Source organism: uncultured Maribacter sp. (assembly GCF_963974015.1).
GTDB lineage: Bacteria > Bacteroidota > Bacteroidia > Flavobacteriales > Flavobacteriaceae > Maribacter.
Genome location: NZ_CAXBBZ010000004.1, coordinates 127,435 through 145,094 on the forward strand (window position 1 = coordinate 127,435; position 17,660 = coordinate 145,094).

Consider the following 17,660-nt stretch of genomic DNA (forward strand, 5'->3'; position numbering starts at 1 on the left):
TAGTAAGTACACAGAGCAAGTGTCAACTTTATTAATAGAATTATGAACTAGCAATTATTGAAGGCTTTAACCTATGCAACTGGAGATAATTGTTGCTTTATTTCTTGGAATTTGATAATGTAGTTGGTGCCTTTTTTAGAGGTATCGCGTTCAATTGTTCCCCGTAATTGACGGGTAAGATTGTGGATAAGTTTTAAACCTAATGACTTTGTGTTTTTGTAATTGATTGCTTCAGGAAAACCAATACCATTATCTCCTATTTCAAGAATGTAACAATTTTCTTTTTCTGAATCTTTTTGTAGTTTAATATTGATTTCGCCTTCTTCGTCACCTTCGATACCATACTTTAATGCATTGGTCAAAGATTCATTGATCAATAAACCTAATGGAATGGCAGTGTCTATACCTAACTTAATATCTGGAATATCAATTTTTAAAATAACATTATTGTCGATTCCTTTTATAGAACGAATTAAATATTCACTTAACTCTTGAACATAAGATTTGTACTCAATATGGCTAATGTCTTTTCGCATATAGAGCATTTCATGAACCATTGCCATTGCGATTACCCTATTCTGCGTTCCTTTTAACAGGCCTTTCATTGTACCGTTTTCAATATTTCGAGATTGGAGGCTTAATAAACTGGATACGGTCTGTAAGTTGTTTTTAACTCTATGATGAACTTCTTTTAGTAAATTTTCTTTTTCATGAACTTGATTAGCCATAACCCTTTTTGAAGTATAGAGCGCGTTGTAGGTCTTTAATAAACTTTTGCCAAAGGTGTTTCCTAAAATAAAAACCGAAAATAAAACTGAAACTAGGCTAAAAACAGCACTCGAACTTTCTGGAACGGCATTTTCTGTAATCTTTAACTCAGGTATAGTTTGTGTAAATACTAATAAGATTAGAACTATAATAACGTTCAAATAGATTTTGCCATATCTACTACTGTTGATAAAGCCACCAAATGCAACTAACGGGATCATAAAGATAAAAGGACTATGGATTCCTCCACTGTATAAGGTTATTATAAATGAGGATAAAAGTCCAATTATAGATGAAAAATTGAAGGTTGGCAATATCTTTTTATGGACTTTAAAGAATTGTAAGTTGATGAGGTTTAAAACCCCAAATGCTAAAAGTGTGAAAGGAACAACTTCGGTTATACCTAATAGGAAATAGCATAATGCTCCAAATAGAATGGATATTATGCTAGTGGTATAATTTACCCTTAAAAAAAGTTTGGTTTTATCCTGAAGACGCTCTTTGTCAATGGTAAATCCGGGCATAGACATTGTTTATGTACTAAAAAAACATACTAATTAAGTAATGTAAATCTAATTATGTTTTTAACATTATACTAGTATTTTTTGTTATTGTATAACATAATTATATAAAGTTGACATTAGCTGCGAACTTTCTTCGGCGTAAGGTCTGTTAAATCTCCAATATTAATAGCCTTTCCAGATTCAATGCTTCTTCTAGCGCCAATACCAATTAAAATGGACATTGCCCCATCTCTAACACCGGCAGTTCTGCCGTATGGGTCAGTTATTTCAGGATTGACGAATATTTTATCATGAAGTCTTTTATCACCACCACCATGACCACTTTTTTCAACAGGTACTTTTATTAATTTATGTTTCTCCCAAAGCTTGTGTACGATAATGGACTCATGGTTTAATTCTTCCTTATTGTTTTGAGCCATTTCCAAAACATGTTTTTCAGCTTCATTAACAGAGGTTATTGAATGGTAAGGAATGTCTTGTGAAGCTTCAATTCTGCCCTTTGTGCCATTAAAAGCAACACGCCACCCTTCAAATGGTGAATAGGTAGTTAAGCTATAGTTCAACACCGTATTATCGGCATATTTTACTTGGGCAGACATTTTATCATAAATATCAATATTTTCCCTAAATAAACAATTGTCTCTTATATAGCCATCTTCATGTTCGTGATCTGCATATAATTTTTTAGATGCGTTATCTTTGGTTATATCCCAATAAAATTCGCAGGTATCCTTATGATTACAACTACGACAATTAGGACCTCTTTGTGGTCCGTTCTTGCCATAATATTCCAAATCACCGTAGGCAAAAACCTGATCGGGTTCAGAATTTATCCACCAGTTTAATAGATCAAAATGATGGGTCGATTTATGAACCCAAAGGGATCCGCTATTCTCCATCTCACCATGCCATCTTCTAAAATAAGAAGCGCCATGATAGGTGTTCAAATACCAATGGAAATCGACGGATACCAAATTCCCAATCGTTTTGTTTGCTAATAATTCTTTTATTTTGGTTGCATATGGGCTCCACCTATAATTAAAACCTACAATTAGTTTTTTATCTGATTTTTTTTCAGCGTCAATAATTGCCTGACATTTAATTTCATCTGTAGTCAACGGTTTTTCCGTTAATACATCACAACCCATTTGCAATCCTTTAATTATATATTCATGGTGGGTTGAATCTTTAGTAGTAACAATAATTAAATCTGGTTTTGTAACATTCACCATTTCTTCAAAATCTGTAAAAATTGGACAATCAGCTCCAATAAAATTTTTAGCATATTTCAAACGACTTGAATTAATATCGGATAGCCCGACGAATTCTAAAATTTCGGCATATTCGTCAACCAAACGTTTTCCCCAAAAGGTTGTTCCTCGTATACCGGTTCCTATCAATGCAATTTTCAATTTTGAAGTCTTACTAAATGCGAATGTTGAAATTGGAAAAGCTGAACTAGCTGCAAGCATTCCTATAGAATTGATGAATTTTCTTCTGGTGGTATTCATTGGTTTGGTTTTAAAGAAGTTATCTAAATATAACTAATTTTAAATACCAAATTTTTTTGGGTAAGTTGTTTTAATAAAATGACAATAAAAGTGAGAATAGGAGGTATTAAAAAGGCATCCCAATATTGGGATGCCTTTTTTAAATATAGAAAGTATTATTATTAATCTTGGGTCAATACCCAAGTTCCGCTTTGAATAAGAGGTTCTGCCTGCTTGAATTTTACAGTTTTGCTTTCTCCACTCAACACATTTTTAATTGTCACTCGTTCGTTACGACCAATTTTAGGTTGTTCTCTTGTTATAGTTTCGGTAACGGCAGGTCGCTGTCCTTGTGTTTGACCTACGGCTCTACTCTGAGCTGCCATTTCATCACTATTAGGAATTTCTTCTTTAGTCGTTTTTAAATTTTCTTTCGAACGTTGAATATTCCTTTCCTCTTGAATAGCGTTTGTGTTTTCAGAGGGTAATTCTCCTTTAAATAAGAATGAAATTACTTCTTTGTTCACTTTCTCTATCATTGACTTAAAAAGTTCAAATGCTTCGAACTTATAAATTAATAATGGGTCTTTTTGCTCGTGAACTGCTAATTGTACCGATTGTTTCAACTCATCCATCTTGCGAAGGTGCGTTTTCCATGAGTCATCAATTATAGCTAGTGAAATATTCTTTTCGAAATCGGTAATTAATTGTTTGCCGTTTGTATCGTAAGCTTCCTGAAGATTTGTTACAACATTTAAACTTTTGATTCCGTCGGTAAATGGAACTACAATACGCTCGAAATTATTTGCATTATCTTCATGCACCTTTTTGATTACAGGGAAAGCAGATGCAGCATTACGTTCCATTTTATCATTATAATGGTTATATGCAGCTTTATAAATTTTACCTGTTATTTCTTGAGCGCCTAATTTTCCAAAGTCAGCTTCATCAACTGGCGATGTCATCGAAAAATATTTAATCAGCTCAAATTCAAAATTCTTATAATCATTGGCAGCTTTATTACCTTCTACAATTATCTCACAGGTGTCATAGATCATATTGGCAATATCAAGCTTTAAACGCTCACCTTGTAATGCATGTCGCCTTCTTTTGTAGACTACTTCACGCTGTGCGTTCATAACATCATCATATTCTAAAAGACGCTTACGAACTCCAAAGTTATTTTCCTCTACTTTTTTCTGAGCGCGTTCAATAGATTTGGTCATCATACTGTGTTGAATAACCTCACCATCTTCTAAACCCATCTTATCCATCATTTTAGCAACTCTGTCCGAGCCGAACAAACGCATAAGGTTATCTTCTAGGGAAACGTAGAATTGAGAGCTTCCTGGATCACCTTGTCGACCAGAACGTCCGCGCAACTGTCTGTCTACACGTCTTGAATCATGACGTTCTGTGCCTACTATGGCAAGACCACCAGCTTTTTTGACTTCTTCAGATAATTTAATATCCGTACCACGACCTGCCATGTTGGTTGCGATGGTAACAATACCTGCATTACCTGCTTCGGCAACAACATCTGCTTCTTTCTTATGGAGCTTTGCGTTCAATACATTATGTGGAACTTTACGAACACTTAGTAGTTTAGATAATAATTCTGATATTTCTACAGAAGTGGTACCAATAAGAACTGGTCTTCCAGATTTACTTATTTTCGTTACCTCATCAATAATTGCATTGTACTTTTCTCTTTTCGTTTTGTAAATTAAATCGTTACGGTCATCTCTAGCAATTGGTCTGTTGGTTGGAATCTCCATTACATCCAATTTATATATTTCCCAGAATTCACCGGCTTCTGTAACGGCCGTACCGGTCATTCCAGAGAGCTTACGATACATTCTAAAGTAGTTTTGTAATGTTACCGTTGCAAAAGTTTGGGTTAATGCTTCGATTTTTACATTCTCCTTCGCTTCAATAGCTTGGTGAAGTCCGTCGGAGTATCTACGGCCATCCATAATACGACCAGTTTGCTCATCAACGATCATTACCTTATTGTCCATTACTACATACTCGGTATCCTTTTCGAACAGTGTGTATGCTTTTAATAATTGACTCATGGTATGAATACGCTCGCTCTTAATGGTAAAGTCTTTAAAAAGCTCTTCTTTAAGTTCGGCCTCTTTTTCAATTTCAAGATCTTGGTTTTCAATTTTAGCAATTTCACCACCAATATCTGGCATTACAAAGAAGTCTCTATTTTCTTCGCCAGAAATATAATCAACACCCTTATCTGTCAATTCGATCTGGTTATTTTTCTCATCAATAACGAATAATAGGTCTTCATCTACCTTGGGCATTTCCCTATTATTATCCTGCATATAGAAATTCTCGGTTTTTTGGAGTAATTGTTTGACTCCTTCTTCACTCAAAAACTTAATTAAGGCCTTATTTTTTGGTAATCCTCTAAATACACGGAGTAAAAGAAATCCGCCTTCTTTGGTATCGCCTTCAGCTATCAGTTTTTTAGCTTCTGCCAAAACACTGGTTAAATGTTGACGTTGCTTTTGTACGATTTCGCCAACCTTGGGTTTCAATTCGTTAAATTCATGACGATCACCTTCTGGTACAGGACCAGAGATAATTAAAGGGGTACGAGCATCATCTATCAACACAGAATCTACCTCATCGACAATGGCGTAGTTATGTGGGCGTTGCACCAAATCTTTCGGTGTGTGTGCCATATTATCCCTTAGATAATCGAAACCAAACTCGTTATTAGTACCATAGGTAATATCTGCGTTGTAAGCTGCACGTCTACCATCGGAATTTGGTCGGTGATGATCTATACAATCAACAGAAAGGCCATGAAATTGGAATATAGGTGCCATCCAAGCACTATCTCTTTTTGCTAGGTAATCATTAACGGTTACCAAGTGAGCACCGTTTCCGCCTAGTGCATTTAAATATAAGGGTAATGTTGCTACAAGAGTTTTACCTTCACCAGTATGCATTTCAGCAATCTTACCTTGGTGCATTGCAATACCACCTATAAGCTGTACATCGTAATGTATCATATCCCAGGTTACTTCTTTACCGGCAGCGTTCCAAGAATTTTTCCAAATAGCGTTTGAGCCCTCTAAGGTGACATAATCGTTAGAACCTGACAATGTTCTGTCATATTCTGACGCTGTCACTTTCAAAGTTTCATTATTAGCAAAACGTTTGGCAGTTTCCTTTACAACGGCGAAAGCTTCTGGAAGTAACTTGTTTAAAGTTTCTTCAGAAATAGTATATGCTTCTTCCTTTAATTTATCAATTTCGGTGTAGATATCTTCGTTCTTGTCAATATCTGTAGAGTTCTTGACCTCTTCCTCTAAAGTTATTATTTGGTCAGTTTTCTCTTTGTAAGAATCCTGAATTATCTTCTTAAACTCTATGGTTTTCTGCCTTAGTTCGTCATGGCTAAGGCTTTCAAGCTGCGATTCAAATGTCTTTATCTGATCTACTAAAGGCTGTAATTCCTTTACATCTTTTTGTGATTTATCACCAACGAATGCCTTTAGGATGGAATTAATAAAACTCATATATTTTAAACTATTAGAATTGAAATTTACTTAACCCAAAAATAGGTAAGGAGATTTTCAAAATATTTTAGAAACGACAAATATGGCCGACGCATTAAATAAGCAAAAGGTATTCCAGTCTTGTTTTTTAACCTGTATAACCTAAATACCTGCCAAAATTACATAAAAAAAAAGCCTCCGAGGAGACTTTTAAGTAGTTATTATGATATCGAATATTAATATTCGTCCTCGTTCCAGAGGTAGTCTTCTTCCGTAGGATAGTCAGGCCAAATCTCTTCGATAGATTCATATATCTCGCCACCTTCCTCTTCCATAGATTGTAAATTTTCTACGACTTCTAAAGGGGCTCCAGTTCTGATGGAGTAATCTATTAACTCATCTTTACTTGCCGGCCAAGGTGCATCACTTAAATAGGATGCTAATTCTAATGTCCAATACATAGTAATTGTTTAATTTTAATTTTTTGCAAAAGTAATTTTAAAATTGAGACGACCAAGAAATTAGTGATAAATTTCAATTTAATCTCTGTGTTTTTTTGCGATTATTAATTGATAACGAATAAATTAGGGATTTATTAGTCCTTTTTCTTAGGAACCCATTTTATTTCATTTGCCTTTAAATCACATGACAATTTCCGTGCCAATACAAATAAGTAATCTGAAAGTCTATTTAAAAAGGAAAGAACATTACCGTCGAATGGTTCGTTTTCAAATAATAATGTTGAAATGCGTTCTGCCCTTCTACAAACGGTTCGTGCTATATGACAGTATGACACTGTAGTATGGCCGCCAGGTAAAATAAAATGAGTCATTTGTGGCAATTGATTGTCCATTTCGTCAATAGCATGTTCTAAAAATTCGATTTCTTCAGACCCTACTTTGGTGATTTTTAGGCGTTGTTCTCCATTTTTTAGAACTTCTTTTTCTGGGTCAGTGGCCAAAACTGCCCCTACTGTAAACAAATGCTCCTGTATTGCTATTAATTGTTGTCGGTAGATTGAATCAATATCTTGATCTCTTATGAGTCCAATCCAAGAATTCAATTCATCTACGGTACCATAACTATCTATACGGATATGATGCTTTGGTACACGTGTGCCACCAAAAAGTCCGGTTGTGCCGTCATCCCCTGTTTTGGTATATATTTTCATTTTGTAGATTGTAGAAAGTTGAAGTAAATTTCAGGGTGTTCTAAGCTAACGAGTTTTTGCGATTATTACCGGTTTTCGTCTTTGTTCTTTCGCTCATAATCTCCCATGAACTTTCTTGATTTTCGGTCATTTGACTTTCCTCTACTGGTTATGCGTATAGCTAAATATATAGCGAACACGACTCCTAGAATTATATATATGGTATTACTGTTCATTAAAAATTATTTTAGTTTAAAATTACAGGATTATATCCGTATCTTAAAATGTTGCTTTGCTTGTTCCTTTCTAAAAAATATGATTCCGCAGTAAAATAAATCAACAGTAACTCGTACATGGTCTAATGCTTTTAACTTTTCCCAACTTTCATTATTATTCGGGTTTTTATGAATTCCGTCTAAAAATAACATAGAGTCATTAGCTAAATTATTGACTTCTAAACCAATGTTAAGGTCGGATACACATCCAAATAAAACATCGGCATCGTTTTTAGTAAAGGAAATATTTGGGCAATAGTGTTTGATGGTTTCCTCAATTTTTTCATTAGTGCCCAAAATGCGAAGTGAATGATATTCGAAGTAATCAAGACTTTTGATAAGAACCTTTAAGGTTATGGGAAGTTTTAATTGCTTTCTCTTATAAAGACATTTGGTCAAATAATCATATACAAATGGAGAATGAACCCCATGTTGATTGGTAGATGAAACAAAGAATTTAATAAAGGATATAAAACGAAACACTAATTACTTTTTCGATTTTTGTCAAAAGTAATGATTAGTGATGCAACTTAGAATTGTAATGGTGAACATTAATGTTTTACCGTTGCGTGTAAAGGTAAGGAAACAGGGTAGGTGTAGTTAAGTAAGAATAGGGCAGTAGGTATCTAATTATGAAAGTTTAACACTGTTCAATTTGGTGGTGAATTCCAAAGCCTTAATTACTCTGGTGTTTTTGTTCTTGTATAATCTTGCAACGTCGTTTGTATTTTCAATTTCTATAGTAGGAACAGTACTATTAGAAGTTTCAATTGTTTGTGCCATTTCAACTTGTGCAGTTTCAGCATCTAAAGAAACATTCTCATTGTTTGCTTGTGCTTGAGCTAAGAAACATGTGAAGAAAAGTGCGGTTAAAAGGATAATTGATTTCATGAATATTTGTTTTACACTGCTAAAGTACAGGCATGAACAAACATAATTTGCCGCATATAGTTGAGCGGCATTTTACTTTAGACGAATGGTAATTACCACCCGTCTATTATCTTTTGGAAGTAGTGAAATATACTGTGAAGTCTATGTTTTAATTGTCCTTAACCCTCCATAAGTGCTGAAAGTTCAAACCATCGTTCGGTCTTGCTTTCAATAGAATCGGTTACTTCTTTCAATCTAATCGATAAGTCTTTAATATCTTCACCACTTAACGAACCATCGGTGAATTTTTCTTGAAGCGCAACTTTCTCTTTTTCGAGCTTTTGAATTTCTCTCTCTATTTTTTTAAACTCTTGTTGTTCAGTATACGATATTTTCGGAGTTGTATCTGGCTCTTTCCAATTGGTCTTGGTAGAAGGTTGAATTTCTTTTTGTTCTCTTTTATCTTGAATTTGGCTGTCTTCGTATGCTCTAAAATCAGAATAGTTCCCGGGGAAATCTTCCACTATGGCATCACCTCTAAATACAAATAAGTGATCTACAATTTTATCCATGAAATAACGGTCATGCGAAACTACTAAAAGACATCCTTGAAAATCCATCAGAAAACTTTCTAATACATTTAGTGTTACAATATCCAAATCGTTGGTAGGTTCATCAAGAATTAAGAAGTTCGGATTCTGTATAAGTATAGTACACAAGTAAAGACGCTTGCGTTCACCACCACTCAATTTATCTACAAAATCGTACTGCTTTTTTCTATCGAACAGAAAACGTTCTAATAATTGTTGAGCAGATATCTGTTTTCCTTTCATTAAAGGAATATAATCCCCGAACTCACGTATGACATCGATAACCTTCTGACCTTCTTTAATCTCAATACCTTTTTGAGTGTAGTAACCAAATTTAATAGTATCGCCTACTATTACTTTACCACTATCCGGTTGGTCGCGTCCACTAAGTATATTTAAAAAAGTGGATTTGCCAGTACCGTTTTTACCTATAATTCCTATTCGTTCTCCTTTTTGAAAAACATATTCGAATTTATCTAGAATAGGTTTGTTAGGGTAGGACTTAGATATCTTATGGAGCTCTAGAATTTTACTTCCTACACGCTCCATATTCAATTCTAGCTGTACCTGATGGTCTTTTCTACGTTGACTTGCTTTATCTTTAATGACAGCAAAATCATCTATTCTAGATTTAGATTTGGTGGTACGGGCTTTGGGTTGCCTTCTCATCCAATCCAATTCTTTCTTAAAAAGTAATTCTGTTTTATGATGCTCCGTTGCTTCTTGTTCTATGCGGGCTTCCTTTTTTTCTAGGTAATAAGAGTAGTTGCCTTTATATGGATATAACTTTCCGTTTTCAAGTTCTATAATTTCATTACAAACGCGCTCTAAAAAGTAACGGTCGTGCGTTACCATAAATAGAGTCATATTTTCTTTAGCAAAAAATTCCTCTAACCATTCGATCATTTCTAGATCTAAATGGTTGGTAGGTTCATCTAATACCAAAAGATCAGGTTTGTTGATGAGTGCATTCGCCAAGGCCAAACGTTTCTTTTGTCCACCAGAAAGTTTATCTACTTTGGCATCCAAATCATCAAGTTTTAGCTTTGAAAGTATTTGTTTGTACTGGGTTTCAAAATCCCAAGCCTCAAAACGGTCCATCGCCTCAAATGCTTTTTGATAGGCGTCTGCGTCTTCTGGGTTTAGCAATGCCTTTTCGTAATTGGCAAGTACCTGTAATATTTCATTGTCTGACGCGAAAATAGTTTCCTCAACCGTTAAGTTAGGGTCCATGATAGGTTCTTGGGCCAAGAAGGAAACACGTGTAGATTTTCGGTAGTTAACTTGTCCGCTATCAGGGGTGTCAGCTCCTGAAAGGATATTTAAAATGGAAGTTTTACCCGTACCGTTTTTAGCGATCAAGGCAATTTTTTGGTCTTTATTGATTCCAAAAGAAAGGTTTTCAAAAAGTACCAATTCGCCATAGGATTTAGAAATATTTTCAACGGTAAGTAAATTCATGTAGGGTATCTTGATTTTTATTTTTTAGGTTGAATCACATTTTTAAAATGATACAAAAGAAATAGGTAGCGTATTGCTAAAGCTAGAATAACTAAGATTAATAGAATTGAGAAAACTTGAATTTTAAACATCCAAAGAATACAGGTAAAGAATAACATGCCAATTAATAATACCAAATAAAATTTAAGCCAATTAGGAACTTCTTCTTTTAGGATTAAAAATCCGATTATGGCATTTGGGGCAAAAGCCCATAAGGCGTTGTAATTTCCTTTTGTGGCTAAATGGTCTGTCCCGAACCAAAGAAATAATATTAATATACCTGAAAGACCTGTAAGCATAAACAGCGAAAAATCTAGCCATTTGGTTCGTCTCTTTTTATTATGATCCTTGTAAGTTGTCCAAATTACCAATGCCAAAAGAAGTGCGAGCCAGAATGCGGGTGTCAAAAAGAAAAGAGTACTATTTTTTTGTTCAGGTATATCTAATAAAATAGATTCCTTTTTAACAATAGGCTTTCCGTTCAATGTGGTATGTTTCATTTGTTGGTACACATAAATTGGTAAAAACAAATGTTCGTATGGCATAGCCTTTCGATCAATAACAGAGCCTAAAGCTAAGTCAATACCGAAATTCGACCAGGTATTAGGATTTAGTTTTAGTCGTATTAACTCGCGAAATGTCAGTTTATCCTCTAAATAATCATAGTCAAATTTAAAAGAACTACCTAAGGTCTTTTCAAAAACCATTGGTATTCTAGTAGCGCAATTATCGAACAAAAAATCATACTTGTATTTTTTGTTTTCAGGCAGTAAGTTGTTTTCTAAAAATGCAACGATATCGGTACGTTGCTGTAAATTTAAATCTAAGGCTTGTTCTTTTATCCATCGTTTTTCTTGCTGATAGGAATAATCGAAATACTTAAACGGAATTCGGGAAATAGTATATGATAATTTACCCCTGGTGAAATTTAAATAGAAATTAGGATCTTCAAAATCGTAAGTTCCGTAACCATAAACTTCATCAATGCCTAAAGTTGGGTCTTGTAGTCTTATGGCACTGTGTCCAAACTTAGAAGCTAAATCCTCTCCCGTGCCAACGGTCAATAAACTGATTTTAGATAATGGGGAGAGTTCCACATTTTGAGAATATCCCCAAAATGAATTAAAAAGTAGAATTAAAAAAAAACTGATTTTTCTGAACATGCCCTATACTAGATCATAGCAGCTGCAAAGATGCGAATAATAAGATATTTAATTCTAAAAGCTTTTATAATTTACTAATTGAACGAGATTATGTACCAATTTTTAATTTAAAACTCGTTTTACTTTATCGGTTTAAAAGTTAGAACCAATAGAATTATCTTATTTTTATGGTAAATTATATATTGGAGAATTCTTTTTTGATCAAGTTAAGAGTCAAATAATTGTTGTAGCCAAAGCCAAAATTATATGAAAAAACATATCCCTAATTTTATTACACTAATGAATGTTTTTTGTGGCTGTGTAGCTACAATGTTCGCTGTGTTAAACCGATTGGAAATTGCGGCAATATTTGTTGCCTTGGGAATTTTCTTTGACTTTTTTGACGGATTAGCGGCACGTGTTCTTGATGTGAAAAGTGAATTGGGACTGCAACTAGATTCTTTAGCGGATATGATTACTAGCGGACTAGTTCCTGGTATCATAATGTTTCAATTGTTAGCTATGTCACAGACTAGCGGTTGGGGAGATGGTTCTCACCTTTTTATGGAATCTGGGGAAGTAAGATTTATACACTTGTTGCCATTTTTAGGTTTTGCAATTACAATGGCTTCTGCGTACAGATTGGCTAAATTTAATATTGACGAAAATCAGACTTCCTCGTTTATTGGGCTGCCAACTCCTGCTAATGCGCTTTTAATTCTATCCTTGCCTCTAATATTACTATATCAGAACAATGATTTTTTAAATACTTTGATCCTTAACCAATGGTTCTTGATTATTCTAACATTTGTTAGTGCTTATCTCCTAAATGCCAATCTACCATTATTTGCTTTGAAATTTAAAAATACCAGCTTTAAGGATAATGCCATGCGCTATATCTTTTTGATTATTAGTCTAGTACTTATTGTAACTATGAAATTCATGGCTATACCGTTGATTATTCTATTTTATGTAGTAAGTTCTGTCATACAAGAGAGACTTTAATGTAGGGAATAATAGTAAATAAGAATTATGGATAATGAACAGGAACAAGAAGAGTTTTGGTTAGCAGGACCAATACCTAACATACCTGATGGTTTACTTCCGGCAGCTCATGCACTTTTGCAGTCTGAGCATGAGTTGAAAAAGTATACTGCAGATTTCCCTAAAGAACTTTTATGGGCAAAAGTAGCTGGTAGAGCTTCTGTCGGTTTTCATATGAACCATATAGCTGGGGTTTTAGATAGAATGCTGACTTACGCAAAAAGTGAATCGCTTACAGATGAACAGTTTCAATTTCTAAAACAGGAAGGTGCTTTTAATTTAGAAACAGAAGTTGAAGACTTACGCGATCAATTTTCGTTAAAAGTTACCGAAGCTTTAGCATATTTCAAAACAATTCCAGAGCAAACACTTACGGAAAAACGTTCTGTGGGTAGAAAGAAATTACCGTCTACGGTAATAGGTCTCTTATTTCACGCCGCCGAGCATAGCCAACGACATATAGGTCAGTTGCTGGTGACCGTAAGTGCACTGAAATCTAACATCTCATAGCTCCTTTTTAATCAGGACAAAATACTACAATGAATAAATCGGTCGTAATTATAGGTGCAGGTTTAACCGGGCTTTTAACTGCATACCGCCTACAAGAACTTGGTTTTAGCGTTACGGTCGTAGAAGCAAGGGACCGAATAGGAGGTAGAATATATACTTTAGAATCGGGTAACGCCAAAGTCGAAATGGGAGCAACCTGGTTCAATGAAAGCCATTACCAATTGTTGAACATTATCGACGAGTTTAAAGTTCCTTTTTTTGAGCAGTTCCTTACCGGTATATCGTATTTTCAGACGTTTTCGAATGTGCCACCTCAAGAAATTACTGTGCCAAATAATAGTCCTAGTTATCGCTTTAAAAACGGCACTATCGATTTACTTAATGCAATTCACTCTAAGCTAAAACCGAATACAGTTCTTTTGAACCAAGCAGTGAATGAAATTGTATTCTCTGAAAATACATCGGCAGTAAAAACTTCTTCTCAAATTTTTAAAGCAGATGTAGTTATTACCACATTACCACCTGCGGTATTAATACAACAAATAGTATTTTCACCTGAATTGCCAAATGAATTGGTTTCATTGGCTGAGCAAACCCATACTTGGATGCAAGACTCCATAAAAGTGGCGTTTACGTATAAAAAGCCATTTTGGCGAGAGCAGGGTAAATCGGGCACTATATTTAGTAATGTTGGTCCGTTGACTGAATTCTATGATCAATCGAATTTAGAAACAAAATCCTATGCACTTGTTGGTTTTGCTTCTGGTAGTTGTGCTCGTTTTACTAAAGAACAACGAATTGAGAAAATTGAAGCGCAGTTGAAAATAGTGTTTGGTGATGAAGCCGTGCAATATGAATCATATCATGAAACGGCTTGGTATCAAGAAGAATTTACCAATTCAGATAGACAGGTAGAAAACTTGTTTCCACATCAAAATGGAGGACATGCGCTTTATCAACAACCTTTTTTGCATAACAAATTGTTTATTTCTGGATCAGAAACATCGAAACATCACTCTGGTTACATGGAAGGCGCTATTTTTGCAGCTGAATCTGTTGTCGCAAAATTGAAGAACATGCACATAACGCAGCCCTAAATACATGTCAGTTACCTTATTATCATCTCCCTTACAGGGTTTTACCGATTTTAGATTTCGTAATGCATTCTATAGATATTTTGGAGGTATAGATACTTTTTATGCGCCATACATTCGATTGAATGGGAAAATGGTCATTAAAAACTCGTATCAAAAAGATTTACAGCCAGAGAATAATACCACTTTAGAAGTTATACCACAAGTAATGACAGGTGATGCCGATGAATTTTTATTTGTAGTGAAATACATTCAGAGTTTGGGGTACAAAGAACTCAACTGGAATTTAGGTTGCCCTTACCCAATGGTTACAAAGCAGGGCATGGGCAGCGGACTCATTTGTAATCCTGAGAAAATTGACCATATCCTTAAACGTGCCCATGAAGAAACCGATGTTGTTGTTTCTATGAAAATGCGAATGGGTTATGAGAATGCAGAAGAGATTTTAGACGTTTTTCCTATTCTAGATTCTTATCCATTAAAGAATATTGCCATTCATGCGCGTATAGGTAAGCAATTGTATAAAGGCGGGGTAGATTTAGATGCGTTTCAACGTTGTGTTGAAAGTACCAAGCATGAATTATACTACAATGGAGATATTACAACTGTGGCTAAGTTTACGGAAATGAAAGAACGTTTTCCTACTATTGACCATTTTATGATGGGTAGAGGTCTCATTGCTGATCCGTTTTTACCTAGTATGATTAAAAATAATACTACCGAATACCCAAAAGACCGTTGGAAGATTTTTTCAGAATTTCATGATACAATTTATCAGCAATATGACGAAGCATTATCAGGGCCAACGCCTATTAAAATGAAAATGCAGGGGTTTTGGGAATATTTTTCTCAAGCCACCTCAAATCCGCAAAAGGCATTCAAGAAAATTAAGAAAGCCAATAATCCCAAGGCATATCAGCAAGCGGTACGTGAGATATTGAATAATGAGTAAGGTATCTGTTATCTTTGCAGGATTGTTCTAAAAAAATCTTGTGAAAGACCTTCTTTTAATAACACCACCTTTTACCCAATTGAATACCCCTTATCCTGCCACGTCATATATAAAGGGCTTTTTGAATACAAAGGATATTTCATCTTTTCAATCGGATTTAGGGATTGAGGTTATTCTATCACTCTTTGCTAAAAATACATTTCAGAAACTTTTTGATATGGCTTTTAAGGCAGACGCTATTGTTTCTGAAAACTGCCAAAGAATATATGCGCTTCGCCAAGATTATCTGAAAACGCTAGATGCGGTAATTTTATTTCTCCAAGGTAATAACGAAACATTGGCTAGGCAGTTGTGTACCGATAATTTCTTACCGCAAGCTTCTCGTTTTCAACAATTGGATGATTTGGAATGGGCCTTTGGGAATATGGGGATGCAAGATAAAGCGAAGCATCTAGCGACGTTATACCTTGAAGATTTATCCGATTTTATTGTAGAATGTATAGACCCAAATTTTGGTTTCAGTAGGTATGCCGAACGCTTGGGGCGCAGTGCCAATTCGTTTGATGAACTTTATGGTCACCTAAATGAAGAACCAACTTTTATTGATGGATTAACCCTTGACTTGCTTTCGGAACAGTTAAAGCATATACAGCCTAAATTGGTATGTTTTTCTGTGCCTTTTCCTGGAAATTTATACAGTGCTTTTCGTTGTGCACAATTTATTAAAGCAAATCATCCATCTGTCAAAATTGCCATGGGCGGCGGCTTTCCAAATACAGAGTTACGTAGCCTTACCGATGTTCGTGTTTTTGAATTTTTTGATTTTATTTCGTTAGATGATGGGGAGCTTCCTCTAGAGCTTGTTCATCAATATGTCATGAATGGAGACGGAGAATTAAAACGGACTTTCATTTTAGAGGATAATCAAGTCGTTTACAAAAACTCTAGTTTACGGTCAGATTATAAACAGCAAGATGTAGGTACTCCCGACTATTCAGATTTATTATTGGATACATACATTTCGGTTATAGAAATTGCTAACCCCATGCATAGTTTGTGGAGCGATGGTCGTTGGAATAAACTCACCATGGCACATGGTTGCTATTGGGGTAAATGTACTTTTTGTGATATCTCTTTAGATTATATAAAAATTTACGAACCTGTTGCGGCAAGTCTTTTGGTAGACCGTGTAGAAACTTTAATCGAACAAACCGGTGAATCAGGCTTTCATTTTGTCGATGAAGCAGCACCACCTTCGTTAATGAAGGCATTTGCATTAGAAGTACTCAATAGAGACCTGACCATAACTTGGTGGACCAATATTCGTTTTGAGAAGAATTTTACGCAAGACCTGTGCTATTTGCTTAAAGCATCGGGGTGTATTGCTGTCTCTGGCGGATTGGAAGTGGCATCAGATCGGTTGTTGAAACTTATTGATAAAGGGGTAACGGTAGAACAAGTAGCGCAAGTAACCAGAAATTTTACCGAAGCGAACATAATGGTTCATTCCTATTTAATGTATGGCTATCCAACACAGACCGTTCAAGAAACGATTGATAGTTTAGAGATGGTGCGGCAGTTGTTCGAGTTGGGAATAATACAATCGGGTTTTTGGCATCAATTCGCGTTGACGGCTCATAGTCCGGTTGGTTTACATCCTGAAGAGTATGGTGTCATTCCTGATTTAAAATCTATCAGTTTTGCTAATAACGATATTGACTTTAAGGATAAAACCGGTGTAGACCATAGCAAATTTAGCTTCGGATTAAAAAAATCGTTATTCAATTTTATGCACGGAATCGGATTTGACATGACATTGCAAGAATGGTTCGATTTTAAAATTCCTTCTACAACCATAGCTCCCGATTATTTATATAATTGCCTACAACAAGATTTGTTGTTGAACATAAAAACATCTGCAAAAATTGTTTGGCTTGGTTTACAGCCTGAAGCTAAAGAGCGTATTAAAAAGAAAAAAGGGATAACTTGGGAGCAATTAGAGTTGTGTTTTCATACCACGACAGATATATATAGCGCAACGGTTGATAAAGAGAAAGGGGAGTGGTTAATTGCCAATTTAGAGAAAATGAAGCCACAAAATAAACCAATAACTTTTGGGCAATTGAAGTCAGATTTTGAAATGCAATTTAACGACTTTGAGCTTTTTTGGTATTCTAAACAGATAGTTGGTTTACGTGAACATGGCCTTTTAGTTTTGTAATAAAAT

At 35.0% G+C, this 17,660-nt stretch carries 15 protein-coding genes; 5 read left to right on the top strand and 10 right to left on the bottom strand.

The features are described 5' to 3' along the window. Positions 1–71: 71 nt before the first annotated feature. From AACZ41_RS09170 to AACZ41_RS09215, 10 genes are all read right to left on the bottom strand, one after another. Complete coding sequence (locus AACZ41_RS09170) at positions 72–1,292, bottom strand: sensor histidine kinase (protein ID WP_339628115.1); 1,221 nt, start codon at positions 1,290–1,292, stop codon at positions 72–74. Between the two features lie 116 nt (positions 1,293–1,408). Continuing rightward, positions 1,409–2,803: a Gfo/Idh/MocA family oxidoreductase gene (locus AACZ41_RS09175; RefSeq protein ID WP_339628116.1), complete on the bottom strand. Its 1,395-nt coding sequence runs from the start codon at positions 2,801–2,803 to the stop codon at positions 1,409–1,411. 161 nt (positions 2,804–2,964) lie between these two features. Further along, complete coding sequence (gene secA / locus AACZ41_RS09180; protein WP_339628117.1) at positions 2,965–6,327, bottom strand: preprotein translocase subunit SecA; 3,363 nt, start codon at positions 6,325–6,327, stop codon at positions 2,965–2,967. A gap of 215 nt (positions 6,328–6,542) precedes the next feature. Next, complete coding sequence (locus tag AACZ41_RS09185) at positions 6,543–6,767, bottom strand: DUF2795 domain-containing protein (RefSeq protein ID WP_027064442.1); 225 nt, start codon at positions 6,765–6,767, stop codon at positions 6,543–6,545. 134 nt (positions 6,768–6,901) lie between these two features. Beyond that, positions 6,902–7,477: a cob(I)yrinic acid a,c-diamide adenosyltransferase gene (locus tag AACZ41_RS09190; RefSeq protein ID WP_339628120.1), complete on the bottom strand. Its 576-nt coding sequence runs from the start codon at positions 7,475–7,477 to the stop codon at positions 6,902–6,904. Positions 7,478–7,542: 65 nt separating this feature from the next. Continuing rightward, positions 7,543–7,692 carry a hypothetical protein gene (locus AACZ41_RS09195; protein WP_218144557.1) on the bottom strand — a complete coding sequence of 50 codons (150 nt, stop codon included), beginning with the start codon at positions 7,690–7,692 and terminating at the stop codon, positions 7,543–7,545. 30 nt (positions 7,693–7,722) lie between these two features. After that, on the bottom strand, positions 7,723–8,214 hold the full coding sequence (locus AACZ41_RS09200) for a hypothetical protein (protein ID WP_339628121.1): 492 nt from the start codon (positions 8,212–8,214) through the stop codon (positions 7,723–7,725). Between the two features lie 147 nt (positions 8,215–8,361). After that, the gene (locus AACZ41_RS09205; RefSeq protein WP_339628122.1) at positions 8,362–8,622 is read right to left on the bottom strand and encodes a hypothetical protein; all 261 of its coding nucleotides are present in this window, start codon (positions 8,620–8,622) and stop codon (positions 8,362–8,364) included. 158 nt (positions 8,623–8,780) lie between these two features. Further along, positions 8,781–10,652: an ABC-F family ATP-binding cassette domain-containing protein gene (locus tag AACZ41_RS09210; RefSeq protein ID WP_339628123.1), complete on the bottom strand. Its 1,872-nt coding sequence runs from the start codon at positions 10,650–10,652 to the stop codon at positions 8,781–8,783. Positions 10,653–10,669: 17 nt separating this feature from the next. After that, positions 10,670–11,854: a DUF4105 domain-containing protein gene (locus tag AACZ41_RS09215; RefSeq protein ID WP_339628124.1), complete on the bottom strand. Its 1,185-nt coding sequence runs from the start codon at positions 11,852–11,854 to the stop codon at positions 10,670–10,672. 246 nt (positions 11,855–12,100) lie between these two features. Between AACZ41_RS09215 and AACZ41_RS09220 the strand changes: the two genes are divergently transcribed. Genes AACZ41_RS09220 through AACZ41_RS09240 form a run of 5 tightly spaced genes read left to right on the top strand, consistent with a single transcriptional unit; the run spans position 12,101 to position 17,654 of the window. Further along, positions 12,101–12,838 carry a CDP-alcohol phosphatidyltransferase family protein gene (locus AACZ41_RS09220; protein WP_339628125.1) on the top strand — a complete coding sequence of 246 codons (738 nt, stop codon included), beginning with the start codon at positions 12,101–12,103 and terminating at the stop codon, positions 12,836–12,838. A gap of 27 nt (positions 12,839–12,865) precedes the next feature. Continuing rightward, the gene (locus AACZ41_RS09225) at positions 12,866–13,387 is read left to right on the top strand and encodes a DinB family protein (RefSeq protein WP_339628126.1); all 522 of its coding nucleotides are present in this window, start codon (positions 12,866–12,868) and stop codon (positions 13,385–13,387) included. 29 nt (positions 13,388–13,416) lie between these two features. Then, positions 13,417–14,484, top strand: coding sequence for an FAD-dependent oxidoreductase (locus AACZ41_RS09230; protein WP_339628127.1), 1,068 nt, complete (start codon positions 13,417–13,419; stop codon positions 14,482–14,484). A gap of 4 nt (positions 14,485–14,488) precedes the next feature. Further along, the gene (locus tag AACZ41_RS09235) at positions 14,489–15,433 is read left to right on the top strand and encodes a tRNA-dihydrouridine synthase family protein (RefSeq protein WP_339628128.1); all 945 of its coding nucleotides are present in this window, start codon (positions 14,489–14,491) and stop codon (positions 15,431–15,433) included. A gap of 40 nt (positions 15,434–15,473) precedes the next feature. Beyond that, the gene (locus AACZ41_RS09240) at positions 15,474–17,654 is read left to right on the top strand and encodes a B12-binding domain-containing radical SAM protein (RefSeq protein WP_339628130.1); all 2,181 of its coding nucleotides are present in this window, start codon (positions 15,474–15,476) and stop codon (positions 17,652–17,654) included. Positions 17,655–17,660 lie beyond the last annotated feature (6 nt).